Raw genomic sequence first — 17,962 nt, forward strand, 5'->3', positions numbered from 1 at the left:
GGCTGAACCTAAATTCAGTCGAGTGGAGGTTTCCATGCCCAAAGAAATCAAGCTGACGAATGGCCGATTGGACAGCCAAAGTGCCAAGGCCTATTGGGATGATGGGTTTATATTTCCGATCCCCGTGTTCTCTGCCGCAGAAGCCGCCGGGTACCGTGCCGAGTTGGAGGATGTCGAGGCCAGCTGGCGCGAGGCTGACCTGCCGCTACCCCTGAACATGTACAAACGCATCAACGCGCATGTGGTGATGCCATTTGCCACTCGCATCGCGTTGGATCCGCGCGTTTTGGACGTTGTCGAAGGTGTTTTGGGCCCAGACCTGCTGCTGTGGTCAGCTGAGCTGTTCATCAAGGAACCGCGTACGACGCAAGTGGTGGGCATGCATCAGGACCTGACATATTGGGGTATGGGTGAAACCTCGGACCAGTTGACCGCCTGGATCGCCCTGTCCCCTGCGACGGTTGAAAGTGGCTGCATGGATTTCGTGAAGGCCAGCCACAAGAACCCGATCCTGCCGCATAATGATACCTTCTCCGACAACAACCTGCTGTCGCGTGGGCAAGAGGTGGCAGTCGATGTCGCGGAGGAAGACAAAACCCATATCGAGTTGCAGCCCGGCCAGATGTCGCTGCACCATGGGCTGACCATTCATGGGTCAGGGCCGAACGTATCTGATGATCGTCGAATTGGCCTGGCTATCCGTTATCTCAACCCCAATGCGCAGCAAAAAGTGGCGGATCGCGACTATGCCATTCTGGCGCGGGGCGAGGACCGGGTGGGGAATTTCATCCATATCCCTGAGCCGACCGAGCTGTTTGCTCCTGAGGCGCTGGACCTGCACGCGCGCATCCGCAGCGATCAGGCCAAGGCGATGGGGCAAGGGGCCAGCGAAAAGCTGGATCTTTATGCGCCCGCCCCATCAAATCCCGGCTGATCATTGCAGGACCGCCGCGCAGACCCTTCCCCTTCCCTTACGCATTCGCTATTGCAGGCGCTGACCCGAGATTGATGACGCAGGACGCACCCCATGGCGATGGAAAAGACATTCAACGCGGCCGAAGCCGAGGCCCGCATCTACAAGGCCTGGGAAGAGGCCGGAGCCTTCAAGGCAGGCGCGAACAAATCGCGCGACGAGAGCTTTACCATCATGATCCCACCGCCGAACGTGACGGGTGCGCTGCATGTGGGCCACGCGTTCAACAACACGCTGCAGGATGTTCTGACCCGCTGGCACCGGATGCGCGGGTTCGACACGCTATGGCAGCCCGGTCAGGACCACGCTGGTATCGCCACGCAGATGCAGGTGGAAAAGATGTTGGCCAACACCCAGCAGCCGGGACGTCGTGAGCTGGGACGTGAGGCGTTTCTGGACAAGGTCTGGGAATGGAAGGGAGAATACGGCGGCACGATCATCGAGCAGCTCAAGCGCCTGGGCTCGTCCTGCGATTGGTCGCGCAACGCCTTCACCATGGCGGGTGCGCCGCGTGACCCGCGCACCGGGCACGAAAATTCTGCGAATTTTCACGACGCGGTGATCAAGGTCTTTGTCGACATGTACGAAAAGGGTCTGATCTATCGCGGCAAGCGGTTGGTCAACTGGGACCCGCATTTCGAGACCGCGATTTCGGACCTTGAGGTCGAGAATATCGAAGTTGCGGGCCATATGTGGCACTTCAAGTATCCGCTGGCGGGCGGTGAGACCTATACCTACGTCGAGAAAGATGAGGACGGGAATATCGTGCTGGAGGAAGAGCGCGACTATATCTCGATCGCCACGACCCGCCCCGAAACCATGCTCGGCGACGGCGCAGTTGCGGTTCACCCATCCGATGAGCGCTATGCGCCCATTGTCGGGAAACTCTGCGAAATCCCGGTTGGGCCGAAAGAGCATCGCCGTCAGATCCCCATCATCACCGATGACTATCCCGATCCCGATTTCGGCTCGGGCGCGGTGAAGATCACCGGCGCGCATGACTTCAATGACAACATGGTTGCCAAGCGCGGCGGCATTCCGATGTACCGCCTGATGGACACCAAGGGTGCGATGCGGGCAGACGGCGCGCCTTACGCCGAAGCGGCCGATTTGGCGCAGGAATATGCGCGGGGCCGCGAGTTCACCGAGAATGAGATCGACGCGATCAACCTGATCCCGGATCACCTGCGCGGGCTCGACCGGTTCGAGGCCCGCGCGAAGGTGGTTGAGGAGATCACTGCAGACGGTCTGGCTGTCATGACTCGCGCGGATGATCAACGTCTGGGTTCGACCGCTTTAAAGCCGGAACACGAAGGCGCGGACAAGCTGGTGCCGCTGGTCGAAAGCAAACCGATCATGCAGCCCTTCGGCGACCGCTCGAAAGTCGTCATCGAGCCGATGTTCACCGACCAATGGTTCGTCGACGCCGCCAAGGTCGTCGGCCCTGCGCTGGACGCGGTCAAGGACGGCACTGTCAAGATCATCCCCGAGTCGGGCGAGAAGACCTATTACCACTGGCTGGAAAACATCGAGCCGTGGTGCATCTCGCGCCAGCTATGGTGGGGGCATCAGATACCGGTTTGGTATGGTCTCGATCTCTCGGCTGAGAATTTCAAGGACGACGAAAACGACGGCGACCTTGATTTGGTCGAATTGGGTCGTTTGCTCAACGAAGGCGGCATGCTGCATCGTGGCAATGTCATGGAATGCGCGGCAAGCCTTGAGGCCGTTACAGAGAAATTCCTCGACGACAATGCCAATATACCCAGCCCGCTGAGCCACGCGACGGTCATCGAAGTTGCCGATAAGCAGGAAGCGATCCATCAGTTCGCCGAAAGCCTTGCTCAATACGCAGTCGAACAAGATCCGACTAAGCTGGTCTACCCGGTTTGGCGCGACCCCGACGTACTCGACACATGGTTCTCTTCCGGCCTCTGGCCTATCGGCACGCTGGGCTGGCCCGAAAAGACCGAAGAGTTAGAGCGCTATTTCCCAACCGATGTGTTGATCACCGGCTTTGACATCCTGTTCTTCTGGGTCGCGCGGATGATGATGATGCAACTGGCGGTGGTGAAAGAAATCCCGTTCCACACCGTGTATCTGCACCAGCTCGTCCGCGACGAGAAGGGCAAGAAGATGTCCAAAACCACCGGCAACGTGATCGACCCGTTGGAGATCGTGGACGAATTCGGTGCTGACGCGCTGCGCTTTACCAATGCCTCAATGGCGGCTATTGGCGGGGTACTGAAACTGTCGCGCGAGCGCATCACAGGTTACCGAAACTTCGGCACCAAACTGTGGAACGCCGTCCGCTTTGCCGAGATGAATGAGGTCTTCACCGACGCTGTCCCGCAACTGGACGTGACTGACCTGAAACCCAAAGCCGCCGTGAACCGCTGGATCATCGGTGAAACCGCCCGTGTGCGGGAAGAGGTCGACGCGGCGCTGGAAAGCTATCGTTTCAACGACGCGGCCAACGGGCTCTACGCCTTTGTCTGGGGCAAGGTCTGCGACTGGTACGTGGAACTCTCTAAACCCTTGCTGCAAGGCGACGACACCGAGGCACAGGCCGAGACCCGCGCCACCATGCGCTGGGTTCTGGATCAGTGCATGGTTCTGCTGCACCCGATCATGCCTTTCATCACCGAAGAGCTGTGGGGCCTGACTGGTAAGCGTGCCAAAATGGTTGTACACGCAGATTGGCCGACCTATGCGGCTGCCGACCTGATCGACGCGGATGCGGATCGAGAAATGAACTGGGTGATCTCGGTGATCGAAAACACCCGCTCGGCCCGCGCACAGATGCGGGTTCCTGCTGGCCTCTACGTGCCGATGCTGGTGACGGAGATTGACGCGCACGGCCAAGCGGCATGGGACCGCAACGAAGCGCTGATCAAACGTCTGGCGCGGATCGACAGCCTGACCAAGGCGGATGAACTGCCCAAGGGCACGATCTCGATTGCCGCCCCCGGTGCCTCCTTTGGCCTGCCACTGGCGGACATCATCGACATTGGTGCGGAAAAGGAACGGCTGGAAAAAGCCAAAGGCAAGTTGGCCAAGGAACTCGGCGGTCTGCGCGGACGCCTGAACAACCCGAAATTCGTGGCATCGGCCCCGGAAGAGGTTGTTGCGGAAGCCAAAGCTAACCTTGCCGCCCGCGAAGAAGAAGAAGCCAAGCTAAACGAAGCTCTCGCCCGTTTGGCTGAAATCGCCTGATCTTTTTCCTGCTGCTGATATATTGAAATCGAACCTCACCACCCAATCGGCGGTGAGGTTTTTCTTTACCCTCAGAGCTTTCCCCTTGTTCACGCCACGCCCCGCTTGTTAGCACTTCGACGACACAACCTGGCGAGGCACTGACGATGCGATCTTTCCCTCCGATGCAGACCGTCTCAACCGGGTTGGTTGTGGCCATTGTCGGGTTCTTCAGCTCGTTTCCCATCGTACTGCAGGGGTTGGGCGCGATGGGAGCTTCATCGCAGGAAGCCGCCTCGGGTCTGATGAGTGCGGCGATTGCCATGGGGCTTGCAGCCATCGTCCTCAGCCTGCGGTACAAAATGCCGATCAGCGTTGCGTGGTCGACTCCGGGGGCCGCTCTGTTAGCCGTCTCGGCCACCCCGGTCGAGGGATTTTCAGGCGCGATTGGTGCGTTCCTGTGCGCCGGAGCATTAACGGTTCTGGCAGGGCTGTGGAAGCCGCTGGGACGATTGGCAGCAGCAATTCCCACAACACTGGCGCAAGCAATGCTGGCAGGCGTGCTCTTGCCACTATGCCTTGTGCCCTTCAAGGCGGCGATCGAGATTCCATGGCAGGCGTTGCCGGTGATCCTGACGTGGTTTGTCGCGGGCCGTTTCAATCGATTGATCGCGGTTCCGGCAGCTGTGGTCGCGGCGGCTATCATTGTGTCGCTGAACGCAGGAGATGCCCAATTGATGCCGGATCGTTTGATCGCGGCTCCGATCTGGACCATGCCATCATTCTCGGTCGCGTCGGCCATCGGGATCGGCGTACCGCTGTTTATCGTCACGATGGCGACACAGAATATCCCCGGCGTCGCGGTGATGCGCAGCTTTGGCTTTGATCCTGTTCCCGGCCGGTTGTTTTCATCCGTCGGTGGCGCAAGCATGCTTTCGGCCCCTTTCGGGGCGCCCGCAACCTGCCTGGCCGCAATCACCGCAGCGATGTGTTCCAACGAGGAAAGCCACCCCGATCCGGCGCAGCGTTATTGGTCGGCAATCATGGGTGGCGTGTTCTACTGCCTCTTCGGTATCTTTGCCGTGGCGATCACCAGTTTTGCCGCCCATGCCGACCCGCTGCTTATGGGCACTCTGGCAGGTGTGGCCCTGATCGGGGTCCTGGCCAATGCCATGCATGCCGCGCTGGACGTCCCTGTCGAGCGCGAAGCGGCTATTTTGACACTGGCCATTACGGCCTCTGGAATAACGGTTTTTGGGTTGGGCGCGGCAGTCTGGGGGCTGTTGGCTGGGGGTATCGCATATCTGGCAACAAACCGAGTGCGCTGAGCCCTTTCATCAGAACCCCTCAGGCGGTAAAATGAGCGCATGTTCGGATCGCTTGGAAAACTGATTGAACGCCAGATCAAAAAGGCGCAGGCCGAAGGCCAACTGCAGGGTCTTGAAGGCGAAGGTGCCCCGTTACCCGACCGCTCGGGCGAGGCACAAGGCGATCCCGCCATTGCTGCGGGTCATCGGATCATGGCGCAGGCCGGAGTTCTGCCCGAGGAGTTCGACATCAAGAAACAGCTCGACGCCGCCCGCAAGGAGTTTGCAGCGCTGACTGACAATCAGGACCGCAGGGCCGCAATGGCAAAGATTGCTGATCTTGAGATGCGATACAACATGGCCCGTGATGCACGGCGCGCATTCATGCGGTGATCATTTGAACTCGGGCTTTCGGCCCTGCATCTGTGCCATGACAACTTCCATTTGATCCGACTTACCGATCAGGTCGACCTGTTCGGTAGATTCGGCCAACAGCACATCAGCACGGTCACGGGTTTCGGCCACATCAATCAACCGTTTGGCGGCGCGGATGGCGGACGGGCTTTTACCCGCGATGTCCTCGGCCAGCGCCAGCGCTTCGGTCAGGGGATCATCCGACAGTTTGGTAACAAGCCCCCAATCTGCCGCCTGTGGCGCACCGATAGGGCGGGCGGTATAGGTCAGCAGGCGCAGCACGTCCGAGCGCACGAGCTCTGGCAGCAGAACCATGCCGCCCATGTCGGGGATAATGCCCCATTTCATCTCCATCACTGCCAGCTTGGCTTCGGGATGCGCGATGCGGATGTCGGCACCCAGCGCGATCTGTAGCCCACCGCCATAGGCGACGCCTTGAATAGCGCAGATCACCGGCACCGGGACGCGCCGCCAGATCAAGGCAAGTTCCTGCATTTCGTTGGCATCTTCGTGGCTGCGGGTCATCAGCCATTCGGTTGGGTCTGTGTGTGCCATGCTGGCAAAGCTGGCCATATCGAGCCCTGCGCAAAAGCTCTTGCCCTCTCCCGATAGCACCACGGCGCGGATATCGGCTGCGGCGACTTCTTGGCCGGCCGAAAGGATCGCCTTGATCATCGCATCGTCCAGCGCGTTCATCTTGTCGCCGCGAGTCAGCGTGACATGGGCGATGTGGTCTTTGTATTCGACGGATACGCGGGACATGGGACCTCCGGGGCGTGATTTGCTGTATAAACATGCCAGCAAGACGCCAGCAGCGCCACAGCGACGTCAGGGCAAACCGCGCATCCGAAGCCTCCTTTGAACTTCTGGCAAGGCTTGCCCCGCCTGATCGGTTGCGCTTATCTGCGGCCATGACTGGTCCTCGTTATACCCCGCTTGCCCTCACGCTGCCCGCGACCGTGCCTTTTGTCGGCCCCGAAACGCAGGAGCGCCAACGTGGCGCGCCCTTCGTGGCCCGGATCGGTGCGAATGAAAGCGTGTTTGGCCCGTCCCCGCGCGCCATCGATGCAATGCAACGGGCCGCAGGCGAGATATGGATGTATGGCGATCCCGAGAATTACGAACTACGCCATGCGCTGGCGGTACATCATGGGGTTGCGCCTGAAAACATCGTGGTTGGCGAAGGCATTGACGGGTTGCTGGGCTATCTGGTGCGCCTGCTGGTTGGTCACGGCGATGCAGTTGTGACTTCGGATGGAGCTTATCCGACTTTCAATTACCACGTGGCCGGGTTTGGTGGGGTATTGCACAAGGTCCCCTACCACGACGATCACGAGGACCCGACGGCGCTGTTCGCCAAAGCGGCGGAGGTAGACGCCAAGTTGGTCTATCTGGCCAACCCGGACAACCCGATGGGAACATGGCATTCAGGTGAGGATATCGTGTCCGCTCTGGAGGCTTTGCCAGAGGGCTGTTTAGTGGTTCTTGACGAGGCATATGTCGAATGCGCGCCCGAAGGGACCGCTGCACCTGTCGCTGCTGATGATTCACGTGTGATCCGGATGCGAACGTTTTCCAAGGTTTATGGCATGGCCGGGGCGCGGGTAGGCTACGCTATCGGCTCGCCCGAGTTGATTGCGAGCTTCAACAAAGTGCGCAACCATTTCGGCATGAACCGAGCCGCGCAGGCAGGGGCATTGGCCGCGCTAAAAGATGAAGATTGGCTGACGCATGTGCAGCAAAGGATTGCCGGGTCCCGGAACCACATCGAAGAGATTTCACGGTCGAATGGTCTGGTGCCTTTGCCTTCTGCGACAAACTTTGTGGCGATTGATTGTGGGCGCGATGGGGTGTTTGCCAAGGCCGTGTTGGACACGCTCGTTGAACAAGGCGTGTTCGTGCGGATGCCATTTGCCGCGCCCCAGAACCGGTGCATTCGGGTCAGCTGCGGAGGTGAGGCGGAAATGACGGCGTTTGAAGCTGCTCTGCCCACGGCCTTGGCAAAAGCCCGAGCCTCGTAAAGGGGGCTGTCTGCCCCCGATCGCGCCCAAGCGCGATTTCCCCCGAAGGTATTTTGGGCCAGATGAAGAGGCGGATCGGGCTTATCCGGCCAGCGTCGCGGCGGCGGCTTCGAGCGCACCCTGACCACGGGGGATATCGAGCGCAGCCATAGCGGTTTCGACGCCACCCAGCATGGCCATGACCATTTGAGCGTTTACGTGCCCCATGTGGCCAAGGCGGAAGCAGCCGTCCCAATCCTCCATTCCCAGACCGATGCCCAGCGTCAGACCCAGTTGGGTTTCGGTATAGCTGCGCAGCGGCGTGCCGCGCCCCTCGGTCAGGCGGAGGGCAGTGACCGCGTGGCTGCGATGGGCCGGGTCGGCGACGTTGAAATGCAGCGCGCCACCTTGCGCCCAGATTTCACAGGCGGCCCAGATGGCCGTTGCCAGGTGTTCGTGGCGGGCCCAGACCTGTTCGATCCCTTCGCCATGGATCAGGTCGAGCGCGGCGCGCAGGCCATACAGGTGGTGGGTTGGCGCGGTGCCGTTAAAATACTGATAGAACAGATCTGGATTGGCGCGTGGTTGCCAGTCCCAATAATGCGAGACGCGGGGCATTGTGGCGCGCTTGGCTTGCGCCTTGTCGTTGAAGAAGACAAAGCCGGTGCCCGCCGGGGTCATAAGCCCCTTTTGGCAAGCCGTGACAGTGACGTCGACGCCCCAGGCGTCCATCTCAAACCGGTCGCAGCCCATGGATGCGATACAATCGGCCATCAGCAAAGCAGGGTGGCCGAGGTCGTCGAGCAAGGCGCGCAGGGCCGGGATATCGTTGCGGATCGAAGTGGAGGTATCGACGTGGACCGCAAGGACCGCTTTGATCTTGTGGCTGGTATCGTTACGCAGGGCCTCGGCGATGCGGTCAAGATCCCAGGGCGAGGACATTCCGAAATCGATCAGGTCAACCTTGGCGCCGATTCCTTCGGCCATCTCGGCCCAACCGTGGGTGAATCGGCCAGAGGCCGGGGCAAGCACGGTTTCACCGGGTGCAATGACGTTGGAAAGCGCAGCCTCCCATGTACCGTGACCATTAGCGATATAGATGGCGACGTTGTGCTGAGTTCCGGCAACGCGTTTCAGATCTCGGGTGAGCGCGGGCATCATCTCGATCAATTCACCGTCATAGATATTGGGCGACGGACGGTGCATCGCTTGCAGCACCGTATCGGGCATGACCGAAGGGCCGGGGATGGCCAGATACTCGCGCCCATGCGCGAGGGAGGTTTGGTTTGTCATGAGGGCAACCTGTTTGAATTGAGGCCTACCCTAGCGTCTTGCCCTGCGGCGTCAATCCAGCAGACTGGCGGCCTCGCGGGCAAGTGTTTCGATCCCGGACCAATCACCGTTTTGAACCATCTGCTTCGGCGCGACCCAGCTGCCGCCGGCGCAGACAACATTCGACAGTGACAGGTAATCGAGGGCATTTGACGGCGATACGCCACCAGTTGGGCAGAAGGTGATCTGCGGTAGCGGTGCGCCGATCGCTTTTAGGGCGGGAGCCCCTCCTGAGGCCTCGGCGGGGAAGAATTTCAGCATGTCATAGCCCTTTTCCAGCAGAGCCATGGCTTCGCTTGCAGTAGCCGCACCGGGGAGAAGGGGCAGACCTTCGGCTTCGCAGGCGGCGATCAGGGCATCGGTTGCACCGGGCGAGACGCCGAACTGAGCGCCAGCCTCTTTGACAGCGCGGACATCTTCGGGTGTGACCAGTGTACCCGCCCCAACAACACCGCCGGGGACGTCGGCCATGGCGCGGATCGCGTCGAGCGCGGCGGGAGTGCGCAAGGTGACTTCAAGCGCCGGGAGGCCACCGGCGACCAAAGCTTCGGCCAACGGGCGCGCATGGGCCACGTCGTCGACGACCAGGACTGGAACAATCGGGGCCAGCGCGCAGATCTCGCGGGTGCGTTGGGTTTTGGACATTGGGTTACACTCCGAAAATGCTGGCGCCGGTGTCGGCTGAGCCGACATTCTGACGGAAGGCGCCGAAGAGGTCACGGCCAACGCCGTATTGGTTTGCCGTAAGGTCGGCGGTGGCCGGATTGCGGTCGAGAACACCAGGGGTCAGGATTTCCAACTCGCCCTTGACCGCATCAACGCGCAACTGGTCGCCGTCTTGCAGATAGGCGATCGGTCCACCATCCAGCGCCTCGGGGCAGACATGGATGGCGGCGGGCACTTTGCCGGATGCGCCCGACATACGGCCATCGGTGACCAGAGCCACCTTCTGCCCCCTGCCCTGCAGGATCGACAGGATCGGCGTCAGCGAATGAAGTTCAGGCATACCGTTGGCTTTTGGCCCTTGGAAGCGAACAACAACGATGACGTCATCGGTGAATTCTCCGGCTTTGAAAGCGGCTTTAACGGCGTTCTGGTCGTGGAATACACGCACGGGCGCTTCGACCACTTGGTGTTCAGGTGCTACAGCCGACACCTTCATGACCCCTGTGCCCAGATTGCCTGTCAAGCGAGAGAGCCCGCCCGTGGGTTGGAACGGATTTTTGGCCGGGCGGACGATCTTTTCGTTCAGACTGTGGCCCGCGCCCTCTTCCCAGACCAACTCGCCGTCTTTCAGCTTGGGTTCTTTGGTGTAGTTGTGCAGGCCCTGCCCCGCGACAGTCAGCGTATCGGGGTGCAGCAAGCCATCTTCCAGCAGCGTGCCAATGGCAAAGCCCAGGCCACCCGCAGCGTGGAAGTGGTTCACGTCTGCCAGACCGTTGGGATAGACGCGCGCGACCAAAGGCACGACAGCGGAGATGTCGGAAAAATCCTCCCAGTCCAGCACGATACCACCGGCACGCGCCATGGCGATCAGGTGGATAAGTAGGTTGGTGGAGCCACCGGTGGCCATCAGGCCGACGATGCCATTGACGAAAGCGCGCTCATCAAGGATCTGGCAGACCGGTGTGTAGTGATTGCCCAGCGCGCTGAGAGACAGGGCGCGGCGCGCGCCTTCCTCGGTCAGGGCATCGCGCAGGGGGGTGTTGGGGTTGATGAAGCTGGACCCTGGCAGGTGCAGGCCCATGAATTCCATCAGCATCTGGTTGGTGTTGGCAGTTCCGTAGAAGGTGCAGGTGCCGGGGCCGTGATATGCGGCCATTTCGGCCTTCATCAGCTCTTCGCGGCCCACCTCTCCGGCGGCGAATTTCTGGCGGACCTTGGCCTTTTCGTCATTCGGCAGGCCACTGGTCATCGGACCTGCAGGCAGGAAGACGGCAGGAAGATGCCCAAAGGCTTGCGCGCCGATGATCAGGCCGGGCACGATCTTGTCACAGACGCCCAGGAAAACGGCGGCGTCATAAGTGTTGTGGCTTAGCGCCACTCCGGTCGCCAGCGCGATCACATCGCGCGAGAACAGCGAGAGTTCCATCCCCGCCTCGCCTTGCGTGACGCCGTCGCACATGGCTGGCACGCCGCCTGCAACCTGCGCTGTGCCGCCTGCTGCGCGGATCGCATCGCGGATCAGGGCCGGGTAGCGTTCGAAAGGCTGATGGGCCGAGAGCATATCGTTATAGGCGGTAACGATCCCCAGATTGCCAGCCGTGCCGGTGGCCATAGAGTCCTGATCTTCGCCCGCCCCGGCATAGGCGTGGGCCTGCCCGCTGCAGGACAGGTGCGCACGCGCAGGGCCCTTGGATTTGGCCTGCTCCATTCGTTCAAGATGCGGGCCACGCAGATCGGCGCTGCGGTCGATGATGCGTTTGGTGACGTCGGATATAACTGTATTGACCATGATTACCCTCCGATCTGACGCCAGCGGCGTCCATCGCGATGCATCAGCATCAATGCTTCTTCAGGCCCCGAACTGCCCTGATCGTATTTCGCGGGCTTATCTCCACGCTCTTCCCAGCCGTGAATGATGGGATCGACCCAGGCCCATGCGGCCTCGGCTTCATCCCCGCGCATGAACAAAGTCTGGTCGCCGCGGATGACATCCATGATCAAGCGTTCATAGGCATCCGGGGATTGGCCGTCATCGCCCAGCGCATCAGCGAAACTCATATCGAGTGCAACGTCGGACAGGCGGAACCCGCCCTGCCCCGGTTCCTTGATGGTGGTGCGGAGCGTGATGCCTTCATCCGGTTGCAGGCGGATCACCAGCACGTTGCCATGCAATGGTCCGACATTCGGAAAAATCGTATGCGGCGGGTCGCGGAAGAACACTGCAATCTCGGATTCACGTGCGCGCAGGCGCTTGCCGGTCCGCAGATAAAACGGGACACCGGCCCAGCGCCAGTTGCCGATATGCGCCTTCAGCGCAATGAAGCTTTCGGTACGGCTGGCGGGGTTGCCGACGTGATCCAGATAGCCATCGCCCCCTTTTTCGGTGCGGTACTGACCACGAGCGATATCCTTTGGTTCCACCGGCTCCAGCGCTTCGATCACTTTGACTTTCTCATCGCGCACCGCGTTGGGTGAGAATTTCGAAGGCGGTTCCATCGCTGTCAGGCACAGCAATTGAACCAGATGGTTCTGGATCATGTCCCGCATCGCGCCGGACTGATCATAATAAGCACCGCGCCCTTCGACGCCCACGGTTTCGGCCACGGTGATCTGGACGTTATCAACATGAGTGGCGTTCCAGAGCGGTTCGAAAAGCGAATTGGCAAAGCGCAGCGCCATCAGGTTCTGCACGGTTTCCTTGCCCAGATAATGATCGATCCGGTAAATCTGATGTTCTTCAAAACAGGCCCGCAGCCCTTCGTTCAACGCTTTGGCTGATGCCAGATCGTGACCAAAGGGTTTCTCGACCACGATACGACTGTCAGGTGTGGACAGGCCGTGCTCGTTCAGACGTTGGGCGATGCCCGAGAAAAGGCTTGGGCCTACTGACAGATAGAAAGCGCGTACCACATCCGGTCGCAGCGTTTTCGCAAGGTCAGACCAACCCGCATCGCCAAGCGCATCTACCGGAACATACTCGACGCGGGACAGAAAGCGATCAAGCGTATCCTTTTTAAAACCCGGCGCAAACTCTTGCATCGACGCACGCAGCTGTTCACGGAACCCGTCGCTGTCCATGTCGGATCGGGCGGTTCCAATGATGCGCGCATTCTCAGGCATCTGGCCGACTTCGAAGCGATGATAGAGGCCCGGCAGGATTTTACGCTGCGCCAAATCGCCCGTCGCGCCGAACAACACAAGGTCGAACGGATCTACCGGAATTACGCGTGAGACCATTGCAAGGCTCCTTTCGAATTCCCCGCCAGCATAAGCGAGGTTTCAGCCCGGGATTAAAACGCATGTGCGTCATTAGCTATGTTATCGCTAACATTCACCGGCTGAATAGAAAACCTGAGCGCAAAAATCAAGCGCGGATTTGCAGCTGGCATCGCGGAAGATCAGTCAGGACTGCGTCCGCAGCCAGTCCATCACCGCCGGACGCACGGATTGTTCCCCACGATGGCGGGCATCGGCGATAATTTTACGCACATCCTGAAGGTTCGACCGCAACAACAGGCTTTTGACCGGCCCGATTGAGGCCGGGCGCATCGAAAGGGTACGGATGCCCATGGCCGCGAGACACAGCGCCTCGACCGGGCGACCGGCATCTTCGCCACAGAAGCTGAGCGGTGTGTCCGAGATCGAGCATCTCTCAACGATACGTTCAATGAAACTCAGAAAGCTGACATTCAGCGTATCGTAGCGACGGCGAACCAGTTCATTTTCGCGGTCGGCGGCGAAGAAAAACTGTTTCAGGTCGTTCCCACCGATCGAGATAAAGCCGACTTCGTCAAAGAACTTCTGCGGCGCAAAGGCAAGTGAAGGCGTTTCCAGCATCGCCCCCACTTCGAGCGATTCAGGCAGAACATGGCCCAGACGCCGTTCACGCTCGATCGTTTTCTTGACCTCCCAGCGCGCCTCACGGAATTCGTCAGCCTGCGCGACAAACGGGAACATGATCGTCAGGGGGCGGCCATCGGCGGCCCGGATCAGCGCCTGCAACTGCATCCGCATCACGCCGCGCTTGTCCAGACCCACCCGGATCGCCCGCCAGCCCAGCGCAGGGTTCGGTTCTTCCACATGCTTCATATAGGGCAGAACTTTGTCTGACCCGATATCGAGGGTACGGAACACCACACGCTTTTCGCCCGCAGCATCCAGAACCCGTTTGTATTGCGTTACCAGCTCGGATCGCTTGGGCATCTGATTGCGGATCAGAAACTGCAGTTCGGTGCGGAACAGGCCCACGCCCTCGGCACCAGAATTGCTAAGTGAGGGCAGATCGGCCATCAGGCCCGCATTCATCACCATGTTGATTCGCGCACCATCCTGAGTAACGGTGGGCGTTTCACGGATCGAGGCGTAGCGCTCCTGCGCTTTGGCCTCCATCGCGATCTTGTCACGGAATGCACTAACAACGGTGTCTTCGGGGCGCAGATGAACGACACCGCTATCGCCATCAACCAGAATGTGATCGCCGTTCAGGGCTTCGGTGGTGATGCGACCTACATGCACCACCAGTGGGATCGCCAACGCGCGCGCCACGATAGTGGCATGGCTTCCGACCGAGCCTTCTTCCAATACGATCCCTTTGAGAGAACGGCCATATTCCAGCAGATCACCGGGGCCGATATTTCGCGCAATTAGGATCGGATCGGGCGGCAGGTCAGCCCCATTTCCGTTACCCTGTCCAGTCAAAATTCGCAGCAACCGATTGCTGAGGTCGTCCAGATCGGCCAACCGTTCACGTAAATACGGATCGGTGACCTGCCCCATGCGAGCCCGCGCCTGAGATTGTTCTTTCTCGACCGCCGCCTCTGCGCTGAGACCAAGAGCGATGTCCTCCTCCATCCGGCGCATCCAACCCTTGGAGTTGGCGAACATCCGGTAGGCTTCCAGAACCTGCAACTGCTCTTTGTCGCCGCCCTGAGAAATCTCAAGCATCTTGTCGACGCCGACGCGTAGCTCTTCAACGGCCTCGGTCAGCCGCTCACGCTCACGATGCGGGTCTTCGGCAATGGGATTGGTGACAACAACACGAGGTTCATGCAGCCAGACATGGCCTTCAGCAGATCCCTCCTGCGCCGGGCCACCGGTAAGTTGCACCGATTGCTGGTGCAGCGGTGACAAGGCCGCGCCTTCGCCGACGAACGCGCCCAGTTCGGCCATTTCGGCCAGAACCATCGCGACAACTTCCAGCGCATAAACCTCATCCGCCGAAAACTCGCGCGCGTCCCGGGACTGAACCACCAGCACGCCCAGTTTCTGACCCAGACGCTGTACCGGCACACCAAGAAAGGACGAATACCGTTCCTCGCCAGTTTCCGGCATGTACCGAAAGCCCTTGGCCGAGGGCGCGTCCGCCGTATTCACCACCTTGCCAGATTTGGCGACGCGACCGACCAGCCCTTCGCCCATACGCATCCGCGTCTTGTGCACCGCTTCTGGGGACAGACCTTCGGTGGCGCACAGTTCAAGCGTATCCTCATCCCGAAACAGGTAGATCGAGCAAACTTCGCGACCGGTACTGTCGGCGATCAGGTGCGTGATCCGGTCAAGACGTTCCTGACCGGCGGCTTCGCTCGCCATTTCTTCGCGCAGCCGTCCCAGCAGCTTGCGAGATTCTGTTTCCGTGCCTTCCGCCATGGCCCACCCACGTTACGGTTTCAGACAGGACACTTGGCTGAAAGCTCAGGCCGCCTTGTCCAGTTCAAAGGCATCATGCAGTGCCTGAACCGCAAGTTCCATGTATTTCCTGTCGATCAGGACGGAAATTTTAATCTCGGAGGTTGTAATGACCTTGATGTTAATCCCCTCATCCGAGAGAATCTTGAACATCTTGGCCGCAACACCGGATTGCGAGCGCATACCGATCCCAACAACTGAGACCTTGCAAACATCCTCATCCGCAACCAGTTCGGCGTAGTTCAGCTCACCCTGATCCTTGATCGCCAGCAATGCCTTTTCGGCGCGGGAGACCTGATTGGTCGGACAGGAGAAGGTCATGTCGGTGCGCCCTTCGTCCGAGATATTCTGGACGATCATGTCCACGTTCACGCCCTCGTCGCTGAGCGCGGTAAAGATGATCGAGGCGATGCCGGGACGGTCCGCCACGGAAACGACGGTCATCTTGGCTTCGTCGCGGGAATAGGCCACACCGGCCACAACATTGGATTCCATGATATCCTCCTCGTCGCAGACCAGTGTACCGGCCTCGTCGGATTGTTCCTCAAAGCTTGAGAGAACGCGCAGTTTCACCTTGTAGCGCATCGCCAGCTCGACCGAGCGGGTTTGAAGCACTTTGGCCCCCAGCGAGGCCAGTTCGAGCATTTCCTCGAACGATATTTTGTCCAGCTTGCGCGCCTTTTCACAGATGCGCGGGTCGGTCGTATAGACACCGTCCACATCCGTATAGATGTCGCAGCGCTCGGCTTCGAAAGCGGCAGCAAAAGCCACGGCAGTGGTGTCCGAACCGCCCCGACCCAGCGTGGTGATGCGACCTTCGGGGCTGATGCCCTGGAAGCCCGCGACCACCGCAACGCGCATCCCTTCGCCGAATTTCTGGTTAATATTCTCGGGCGGGATTTCTTCGATCCGGGCCGCTGAATGGGCACCGTTGGTGATCAGCGGCACCTGCCAACCCTGCCAGCTGCGCGCCGGGATGTCCATTTCCTGCAGGGTCAGCGCCATCAGGCCAGCTGTAACGTTTTCACCAGAGGAGACAACGGCATCATATTCGCGCGCGTCATAGAGCGGAGAGATTTCATCGACCCAGCCCACCAGCTCGTTGGTCTTGCCGGACATCGCCGAAACGATGACGATGACGTCATAGCCTTTGGCTACCTCGACACCAACCCGTTTGGCAGCACGGCGGATCCGGTCCAGATTGGCGACCGATGTGCCGCCGAATTTCATCACGAGTACGGGCATGGGGGCTAGTGTCTCCGCGCCTTGAATTTCTGATCCCGTGCCTCTTATGCGAGGGGGGGCGCAAGGGCAAGTGGGCAAAGTCTGCACCGCAGTGCTTTACTTTGGTCGTGCGTGGTGTAAGCGTTCGGTCAAAGTCTTATTCCACGAGGATTTCAATGTTCCGCTTTGCCCTTGCCCTAAGCCTGGTTTCGACTGCCGCAAATGCCCAAGTGGCAACCTTATCGGGAACGGATGGCGAGAACTCATTAGGCACCGTTCCATGCGCTGCATTGGCAGGTGATACACTGGCCAGTTGTCCGGCCGAATTGCGGAAGCGCGAAGATGGAACGGCGACGTTGGCGGTTCAGTTGAACACTGGCGAGGTCCGGCGGATTTACTTCACCAAAGGCGTGCCGGATTCCAGCAGTTCGACATCGAAACTGACCTATGAGAAACGCGGTGATATCATGGTGATCTTCATTGATCCCGGTGAAGTCTACGAAATCCCCAAGGCGGCCCTGAACTCTCAGTAAGGGTGCGCCCGACCATCCCAGGTTTCAAAACAACCGGTAGTATCGAGCGAGAGAGCCGCAAATCGCTCGATCAAGCCGTTTGCCGCCTGATCGACCGTGATCTCTGCCGCAGCTCCGCCCATGTCCGTCTGCACCCAGCCCGGATGGTAGATTCCCACCGCAATGCCATCCGCCTGTAGGTCAGTCGCTAGGTTGCGGCCCAAATTCAGCGCCGCCGCCTTTGACGCACGGTAGATATAGCTGCCACCCGGCGCGCGCGTATGTGACGCCATCTGAGACGAAACGATGGCGATCCGGCCCCGCGCGGTTCGCAGGTTCGGCAACAAGGACTGGATGGTAAGAAACACGCCTGTCACGTTGGCGGCGAAGCTTTGCGCCCACATCTCGGCGGGATAGCCACTAATGTCGTGTCCTTTGTCCAGATAAACGCCCGCATTGCAGATCAGCAGGTCAATCTGGCGGCCTCGCAGTTGCTCGGCCATTGCAGCGTGCTGTTCTGGGTCCGAGACATCCAGCACGATATCTGCGCTACCGTCTCGGGCAGTTCCGGTCACTTCATGACCTTCTGCACGGTATTGATCCGCAACGGTTTTCCCGATCCCTCGGTTCGCGCCCGTAACAACGATGTGCATG

At 59.8% G+C, this 17,962-nt stretch carries 14 protein-coding genes; 6 read left to right on the forward strand and 8 right to left on the reverse strand.

Annotated elements, in window-relative coordinates; all coding sequences use genetic code 11:
* The first annotated feature begins 34 nt into the window (after positions 1–34).
* The 4 genes from ACR0AU_RS15885 (at position 35) to ACR0AU_RS15900 (ending at position 5,868) form a co-directional block, all read left to right on the forward strand.
* A complete protein-coding gene (locus tag ACR0AU_RS15885) occupies positions 35–934 on the forward strand; it encodes a phytanoyl-CoA dioxygenase family protein (protein WP_480795934.1) in 900 nt (299 codons plus the stop codon).
* Positions 935–1,027: 93 nt separating this feature from the next.
* Entirely contained in the window at positions 1,028–4,189 is a 3,162-nt protein-coding gene (locus ACR0AU_RS15890; protein ID WP_170733243.1) for a valine--tRNA ligase, read from the forward strand.
* 146 nt (positions 4,190–4,335) lie between these two features.
* Complete coding sequence (locus tag ACR0AU_RS15895) at positions 4,336–5,496, forward strand: benzoate/H(+) symporter BenE family transporter (protein WP_170424251.1); 1,161 nt, start codon at positions 4,336–4,338, stop codon at positions 5,494–5,496.
* A gap of 39 nt (positions 5,497–5,535) precedes the next feature.
* Entirely contained in the window at positions 5,536–5,868 is a 333-nt protein-coding gene (locus ACR0AU_RS15900) for a DnaJ family domain-containing protein (protein ID WP_170511344.1), read from the forward strand.
* Here ACR0AU_RS15900 and ACR0AU_RS15905 read toward each other — a convergent pair whose 3' ends face one another.
* Positions 5,869–6,651, reverse strand: a complete 783-nt coding sequence (locus ACR0AU_RS15905; protein WP_170733244.1) for a crotonase/enoyl-CoA hydratase family protein — start codon at positions 6,649–6,651, stop codon at positions 5,869–5,871. It abuts the gene before it with no gap.
* Between the two features lie 149 nt (positions 6,652–6,800).
* On the opposite strand from ACR0AU_RS15905, the gene ACR0AU_RS15910 reads away from it, so the two are divergent.
* Positions 6,801–7,910: a pyridoxal phosphate-dependent aminotransferase gene (locus ACR0AU_RS15910; RefSeq protein ID WP_480795935.1), complete on the forward strand. Its 1,110-nt coding sequence runs from the start codon at positions 6,801–6,803 to the stop codon at positions 7,908–7,910.
* Positions 7,911–7,991: 81 nt separating this feature from the next.
* Here ACR0AU_RS15910 and ACR0AU_RS15915 read toward each other — a convergent pair whose 3' ends face one another.
* The 6 genes from ACR0AU_RS15915 to ACR0AU_RS15940 form a co-directional block, all read right to left on the reverse strand.
* Entirely contained in the window at positions 7,992–9,182 is a 1,191-nt protein-coding gene (locus tag ACR0AU_RS15915) for an aminotransferase class V-fold PLP-dependent enzyme (protein WP_170733246.1), read from the reverse strand.
* A 51-nt stretch (positions 9,183–9,233) separates the two neighbouring features.
* Positions 9,234–9,866: a bifunctional 4-hydroxy-2-oxoglutarate aldolase/2-dehydro-3-deoxy-phosphogluconate aldolase gene (locus ACR0AU_RS15920; RefSeq protein ID WP_170733247.1), complete on the reverse strand. Its 633-nt coding sequence runs from the start codon at positions 9,864–9,866 to the stop codon at positions 9,234–9,236.
* Between the two features lie 4 nt (positions 9,867–9,870).
* A complete protein-coding gene (gene edd, locus ACR0AU_RS15925) occupies positions 9,871–11,676 on the reverse strand; it encodes a phosphogluconate dehydratase (RefSeq protein ID WP_480795936.1) in 1,806 nt (601 codons plus the stop codon).
* A 2-nt stretch (positions 11,677–11,678) separates the two neighbouring features.
* On the reverse strand, positions 11,679–13,124 hold the full coding sequence (gene zwf, locus ACR0AU_RS15930; RefSeq protein ID WP_170466131.1) for a glucose-6-phosphate dehydrogenase: 1,446 nt from the start codon (positions 13,122–13,124) through the stop codon (positions 11,679–11,681).
* A 165-nt stretch (positions 13,125–13,289) separates the two neighbouring features.
* Complete coding sequence (gene ptsP / locus ACR0AU_RS15935; RefSeq protein ID WP_170397273.1) at positions 13,290–15,533, reverse strand: phosphoenolpyruvate--protein phosphotransferase; 2,244 nt, start codon at positions 15,531–15,533, stop codon at positions 13,290–13,292.
* A gap of 45 nt (positions 15,534–15,578) precedes the next feature.
* Positions 15,579–16,817: an aspartate kinase gene (locus ACR0AU_RS15940; protein WP_170397275.1), complete on the reverse strand. Its 1,239-nt coding sequence runs from the start codon at positions 16,815–16,817 to the stop codon at positions 15,579–15,581.
* Positions 16,818–16,972: 155 nt separating this feature from the next.
* Between ACR0AU_RS15940 and ACR0AU_RS15945 the strand changes: the two genes are divergently transcribed.
* The gene (locus ACR0AU_RS15945) at positions 16,973–17,329 is read left to right on the forward strand and encodes a hypothetical protein (protein ID WP_170733248.1); all 357 of its coding nucleotides are present in this window, start codon (positions 16,973–16,975) and stop codon (positions 17,327–17,329) included.
* On the opposite strand, the gene ACR0AU_RS15950 is transcribed toward ACR0AU_RS15945, so the two are convergent.
* The gene (locus tag ACR0AU_RS15950) at positions 17,323–17,961 is read right to left on the reverse strand and encodes an SDR family NAD(P)-dependent oxidoreductase (RefSeq protein WP_170397279.1); all 639 of its coding nucleotides are present in this window, start codon (positions 17,959–17,961) and stop codon (positions 17,323–17,325) included. The genes ACR0AU_RS15945 and ACR0AU_RS15950 overlap by 7 nt on opposite strands.
* Position 17,962 lies beyond the last annotated feature (1 nt).

The sequence above is a fragment of the Ruegeria sp. CG1 genome (genome assembly GCF_056537265.1).

Coding starts and splice junctions, on each gene's coding strand:
- ACR0AU_RS15885 (WP_480795934.1), top strand. CDS start 35: ATGCCCAAAGAAATCAAGCTGACGAATGGCCGATTGGACAGCCAAAGT.
- ptsP (WP_170397273.1), bottom strand. CDS start 15,533: ATGGCGGAAGGCACGGAAACAGAATCTCGCAAGCTGCTGGGACGGCTG.
- ACR0AU_RS15950 (WP_170397279.1), bottom strand. CDS start 17,961: ATGCACATCGTTGTTACGGGCGCGAACCGAGGGATCGGGAAAACCGTT.
- ACR0AU_RS15890 (WP_170733243.1), top strand. CDS start 1,028: ATGGCGATGGAAAAGACATTCAACGCGGCCGAAGCCGAGGCCCGCATC.
- edd (WP_480795936.1), bottom strand. CDS start 11,676: ATGGTCAATACAGTTATATCCGACGTCACCAAACGCATCATCGACCGC.
- ACR0AU_RS15945 (WP_170733248.1), top strand. CDS start 16,973: ATGTTCCGCTTTGCCCTTGCCCTAAGCCTGGTTTCGACTGCCGCAAAT.
- ACR0AU_RS15940 (WP_170397275.1), bottom strand. CDS start 16,817: ATGCCCGTACTCGTGATGAAATTCGGCGGCACATCGGTCGCCAATCTG.
- zwf (WP_170466131.1), bottom strand. CDS start 13,124: ATGGTCTCACGCGTAATTCCGGTAGATCCGTTCGACCTTGTGTTGTTC.
- ACR0AU_RS15920 (WP_170733247.1), bottom strand. CDS start 9,866: ATGTCCAAAACCCAACGCACCCGCGAGATCTGCGCGCTGGCCCCGATT.
- ACR0AU_RS15910 (WP_480795935.1), top strand. CDS start 6,801: ATGACTGGTCCTCGTTATACCCCGCTTGCCCTCACGCTGCCCGCGACC.
- ACR0AU_RS15905 (WP_170733244.1), bottom strand. CDS start 6,651: ATGTCCCGCGTATCCGTCGAATACAAAGACCACATCGCCCATGTCACG.
- ACR0AU_RS15900 (WP_170511344.1), top strand. CDS start 5,536: ATGTTCGGATCGCTTGGAAAACTGATTGAACGCCAGATCAAAAAGGCG.
- ACR0AU_RS15915 (WP_170733246.1), bottom strand. CDS start 9,182: ATGACAAACCAAACCTCCCTCGCGCATGGGCGCGAGTATCTGGCCATC.
- ACR0AU_RS15895 (WP_170424251.1), top strand. CDS start 4,336: ATGCGATCTTTCCCTCCGATGCAGACCGTCTCAACCGGGTTGGTTGTG.